The organism is Pseudovibrio sp. W74, assembly GCF_001623085.1.
Classification (GTDB): domain Bacteria; phylum Pseudomonadota; class Alphaproteobacteria; order Rhizobiales; family Stappiaceae; genus Pseudovibrio.
In genome coordinates this window covers 65,800-70,587 of sequence record NZ_LMCJ01000058.1, presented here as the reverse complement: position 1 = coordinate 70,587, position 4,788 = coordinate 65,800, and the positions used below count along the sequence as shown (strand labels likewise).

General features: G+C 50.6%; 6 protein-coding genes. 5 read left to right on the top strand and 1 reads right to left on the bottom strand.

The annotated features are described in order from the left end of the window. The 4 genes from PsW74_RS24970 to PsW74_RS24955 form a co-directional block, all read left to right on the top strand. Nucleotides 1-989, top strand: a 989-nt coding sequence (locus PsW74_RS24970; RefSeq protein WP_208988153.1) for an ABC transporter permease, incomplete at its 5' end; no start/stop codon positions are given. A 102-nt stretch (nucleotides 990-1,091) separates the two neighbouring features. Beyond that, nucleotides 1,092-1,799: an ElyC/SanA/YdcF family protein gene (locus tag PsW74_RS24965; RefSeq protein WP_208988152.1), complete on the top strand. Its 708-nt coding sequence runs from the start codon at nucleotides 1,092-1,094 to the stop codon at nucleotides 1,797-1,799. 137 nt (nucleotides 1,800-1,936) lie between these two features. Beyond that, nucleotides 1,937-2,644 carry a lysophospholipid acyltransferase family protein gene (locus PsW74_RS24960; protein ID WP_208988151.1) on the top strand — a complete coding sequence of 236 codons (708 nt, stop codon included), beginning with the start codon at nucleotides 1,937-1,939 and terminating at the stop codon, nucleotides 2,642-2,644. 158 nt (nucleotides 2,645-2,802) lie between these two features. Beyond that, nucleotides 2,803-3,174: a hypothetical protein gene (locus PsW74_RS24955; RefSeq protein WP_208980588.1), complete on the top strand. Its 372-nt coding sequence runs from the start codon at nucleotides 2,803-2,805 to the stop codon at nucleotides 3,172-3,174. Between the two features lie 13 nt (nucleotides 3,175-3,187). Here PsW74_RS24955 and PsW74_RS28535 read toward each other — a convergent pair whose 3' ends face one another. After that, nucleotides 3,188-3,712: a gamma-glutamylcyclotransferase gene (locus PsW74_RS28535; RefSeq protein WP_082597033.1), complete on the bottom strand. Its 525-nt coding sequence runs from the start codon at nucleotides 3,710-3,712 to the stop codon at nucleotides 3,188-3,190. 94 nt (nucleotides 3,713-3,806) lie between these two features. Here PsW74_RS28535 and PsW74_RS24945 point away from each other — a divergent pair. Then, nucleotides 3,807-4,788, top strand: a 982-nt coding sequence (locus tag PsW74_RS24945; protein WP_063305880.1) for a DUF2125 domain-containing protein, incomplete at its 3' end; no start/stop codon positions are given.

The following is a 4,788-nucleotide window of genomic DNA, read 5'->3' as shown; positions in this document are numbered from 1 at the left end:
AGCCGCGGAAAGGACCGCCAAAAGGCAAGGGTAGTCGCCCGGTTAAAAAAGCGGCGGGTGCGAGACCTTCCGGTTTACGGTTTAAGCTCAAAGAAAGACCTGCCCCGATTGTTCCGCCGCAGGCGATCTCCGGTCAGGCTTTGATGCTTGTTGTGGCGATCATGAGTTTTCTGGCCTGCCTGACCGTTGGATTTGTGGCCATCGTCAATGATGCGGCGAATGACTGGACCAATGATCTGGTGCGCGAGGTCACTGTGCAGATCCGTCCTGCGGATGGCGTGAACATGTTGCAGGAGATTGATCGCACGCTGGCTCTTGTTCGCGAGTTTCCCGGTGTTGGAGATGCGCGCGCTCTTTCTGATGAAGAAACCAAGGGATTGCTTCAGCCCTGGCTTGGGGAGGGGCTTGAACTGGAAGAGCTTCCGGTTCCGCGTCTTGTTCTGGTGGAGATAGATGATCCTGAGCTGCTTAATCTGGCAGATATGAAGGCTCAGATTGAGCAGGATATTCGTGCTGCGTCGGTGGATGATCACCGTGTCTGGAATCGTCAACTTTCAGCTATGGCGAACACAGCTGTGCTTGTGGGTTTTGGTATTCTGGTGCTTGTTCTGTTTTCCATGGTGCTCTCCGTCATTTTTGCGACGCAGGCTGCTATGTCCGGTAACAAGGATGTGGTTGAAGTGCTGCACTTTGTTGGTGCGGAGGTCAGCTTTATTGCCTCCGAGTTTCAGCGTCACTTCCTGGTGTTAGGGCTTAAAGGCGGGGTCATTGGCGGTACGATTGCCGCACTGAGCTTTCTGGTTATGGGCTTCTTTGGCAGCTCGGACATCACTTCCGTTAGCGGTAATCAAGTGCAGGCCCTGTTTGGGGCAGTGCAGGTGAGTGCTATTGGGTACGTTGGAATTGTTGCTGTTGTGGTGCTTGTTGCGGTCTTGACCGCCCTGACGTCTCGTCTGGCTGTCCACAGACATTTGGCAAATATGGATTAAGTGTCGTTTTCTTTCCATTTTCGCCAGTTCTGATATGTAGTCAGGAAAATATTCGTTCAGGTTTGTGGCTATAAGCATTGTAGCGACATCATGGAGCATTCTTTGAATACGCGCGACACAGCGGCTAAATTTAAAGCAACCGGTGAGCAAGAGCCGGTACCAGCCAGCGTTGATAAACGCCCTGGCCGGAAGTCGTTTGTCCGGCGCAGTGTCCGTTTTTTCTTTTTGTTGTTTCTGATTTGCTCTGTCGTTTTTGCTGCTGGCTTCTTGTGGTTTGTGGAAGTTTTGCAGCCCTCTGTGCAGGCCGTTGTACCCAAACATGCTGATGGCATTGTTGTTTTGACGGGTGGTCGAGACCGGATTTCGCAAAGTCTGGATCTTCTGGAAGTTGGAAGTGCGAAGCGTCTTTTGATCTCTGGCGTTCACCCATCAACCAGTGCAAAGCAGATTGCGCGGCTTAATTCCAAACGCATGTGGTTGTTTGATTGCTGCGTTGATCTGGACCGAAAAGCGCTCAATACCATCGGGAATGCTGAGGAAACTGCCAACTGGGTGCGAAAAAATCAGTTCAGCTCACTGTTGGTCGTTACCAGTGCCTATCACATGCCTAGGGCATTGGCCGAATTGCAAGTTCGCCTGCCGGATGCTGAGCTTTACCCAAGTCCTGTCTACCATAAAGAGCTGGATTTAGAGCATTGGTATGAAAGTTCTTCGATAACAAAGCTTCTCCTACGCGAATATGTGAAGTATATCCTCGTTCGGCTGCGAGTTGAGCTGGACGCTGTATTCCCTGTAAAACACTCCTCTTAATTTCGTAAGATGAAATCTGAATTCACCTTGGCATAGTGTCGGGTGGAAATGGTTGTGAAGGTCCTATGCTCGTCCTGCGTTCCGTTCTTTTTAACGTGCTTTTTTACATCAGCACCCTGATCATTATGATCGCGTGCATGTTTTTGTTTATTCTTCCTGTCCGGTATTGCTGGTGGTTGCTGCCATTCTGGTGTCGTGTAGAGAAGTTTTTGTTGCGTTGGGTTGGTGGTGTAAAATCCGAGATCACAGGCATCGAAAACCTGCCAGATACGGGCTGTGTCATCGTTTCCAAGCACCAGTCTGCATGGGAAACGTTTGCGCTTGCTGAGTATTATCGTCAGCCAACGTTTATCCTGAAGCGGGAGCTGCGCTGGGTGCCATTCTTCGGATGGTATCTGATGAAGTTCCGCCAGATCCCTGTTGATCGCGGTAAAAAGGGCAAGGCCCTTGCAGCCATGGGTAAGAGAGCTGCTGAGGCGATTGCGGAAAACCGCAATATCATCATCTACCCAGAAGGAACACGCCGTCCAGCTGGTGCTGAGCCACAATACAAATATGGTATCGTGCACCTTTATAAAACGCTGAACTGCCCGATTGTTCCGATTGCTCTTAACTCAGGTGTTTATTGGCCGCGTCGCCGCTTCTTCCGTTTCCCTGGCACGATCAAAGCAGAGATCCTTGAGCCTATTCAGCCGGGCTTGCCACCGGAGGAATTCTTCAAGCTTTTGCAGGAACGGATCGAGACTGCCTCTGACCGTTTGCTGGATGAAGCGGAAAAAGATACGCCGGATAACATTATCATCAAAGAAGCTCGTGTACTGCAGGCAGAATATAAGAAAAAATAAAGATTTTGCGTGGAAATCAGATGTTTCAAAGGAAGAAGGCCGCCTTTGCCTTAAAGGCGGCTTCTTTTTTTGACAATGCTCTGGCTTAACTTGTAACATGTTCGCAGTTTGTTCTATAAAGTACTATGGGAAATAGCAGGAGAAATCAGGAGAGTGCGTTGCAGTACTCATTGTTTGATGATCGCTTGCCAAGTGGCAGGTCTCCACGCGTGTCAGAGGAGCTAGGTGCTGGCAGCCAGTTTAAATACTGGTCTGGGGCATCCGGGCATCGTTACCTCTTTACCCGGATCTCTCCGGAAGAGGTTTCTGACTATGCGGAGAACCTTGTTCTGATCACAGACAAGAAGAGCGAAGCCGTTGTCTGGCTCGGGTTTTTGGGTATGTCGAATGAAAAGACCCCAATGCCTGCGCTGAAACCTTCGCAGGGTGCATACGTACATCTTCTGGCAGAAGACAGCGCGGAGAGGGATCGCGCTCACAATGATCTGCGTACGGGGATCTTTTCTTATATCAAGCAGGAAGACGAGTAGTCGAAACCTGAAGCTATATCGAGAGTTGTCGTGCCAGCCATTCTACGTTCTGGTCTTTAATACCCATTTCCTTCATATGCGCGTGAGTGTTGAGTACATACTCCGGATTTGCGCCAGACTGACCCACAGCCCCCTTTACAATCTGCAATTGGTCTTTTAGCGGTAACGCACCTGCATATTGCTCGTGTTTCTGGTCTGCAACGAATGTGACTGCACGAACTTTGGTGCCTTCCTCGTCCAGCAAACGGACACGGCGGTGTGTTTCCAGATACACCATGGTTTGCTGTTCACGCTCGCGGAGATACCCAAGTGTGTGCTGCCAGTTTTCTGGTGAGACCCTGAATGCCATGCCGATGCAAGCACCGCCTTTATCCAGCCCAAATACCAGTCCAGGGTTGTCTTGAGTCCCGCGATGAACCCATGAATACACACAGAGAGATCTATGAACGCCATGCAAGATTGCAGGGACTGCTTGCTCGAAAGTAAAGCCAGGGCGCCAAATTAGTGAGCCGTAGCCAAATATCCATAAATCTCGCATAACTATTTTCTCGTAGAATTCTTTGAGTGACACGCCTATCAGGCTCGTAATCAGCATGCAACTCACAGCACTGTGTGAGGGTAACGGAGAGTAGATGACTGAACCAAAAGTATCCCGGCCTCCAAGAAAGTCGGCGTATTTCGTTTTGGCGATCCTTGTCGCCTTGATTATTGGCGGGTGGTCCGCCTATTGGGCAGTTGGGCGCGGTATTGTTTCTGACGTTATTCGCAACGGTGTGAAGGTTGCTGAAGCAGACGGCGGAAGTCTTGAATGTGGTGACCAGCAACTTGGCGGTTACCCGTTCCGATTTGAACTGACCTGTACCCCGTTCCGCATGGACAAGAACGGAGAGTGGTATTTTATCAATGAGTTACGTGGTGTAGCGCTGGCTTATAACCCGACCCATGTGATCTTTGAGGCGACTGGTCCTGCTGAGGCAAACTTTGGCCAGCAGGGGCCTGCATACTCTGCGCATTGGAAAACGGCTCAGGCGAGCGTGGTGGCTGAAAACAGTAAGCCTGCTAAAATTGACGCCGTCTTTAAAGAGCCGAAGCTGACTTACACCATTAGCGAGCAGTCTGTTGAGCTGAATGCTGAGCGGACAGAAGCGCATATGCGCCGCGTTGAAGGCAATGAGGACGCGCTTGATCTGGCTGTGCAGGTCAATGGCCTGACAGCGGGCAAAGTGTCTGATGATGTGCTGCTGGATATCAGCCTTGTTATTCAGTTGCCGGAGGGCTCGAAGCTTCTGGACGGCAAAGTTCGCAATATTGCTGATTTGATGGTTGATGAAGAATTAAAGGTCAACCTCTCCAGCTTGCAGCTGAAAAGCGGCGAGTTTTCCGTCAACACGGGTGGTGATCTGGTGATTGACCGTCAGGGGCGTTTGAATGGAACGCTGCCACTGGTGATCACTGGTATTCATCAGCTGGAGGATGTGTTGCGACCATTGTTCCCACAAGGCTCCAAGATGCTTGAATCGCTGCAAAAGACCGCGATGAGTATTGGGCAGGGAAGTGCAGTTAATGGCGTGCCGACACTCAAGATCCCAGTGACCATAGAGAATGGGCGTGCTC

What these genes read in the sequence shown, in the direction of transcription:
- PsW74_RS28535 (WP_082597033.1), bottom strand. Translation starts at nt 3,712, where the DNA reads ATGCGAGATTTATGGATATTTGGCTACGGCTCACTAATTTGGCGCCCT.
- PsW74_RS24960 (WP_208988151.1), top strand. Translation starts at nt 1,937, where the DNA reads ATGTTTTTGTTTATTCTTCCTGTCCGGTATTGCTGGTGGTTGCTGCCA.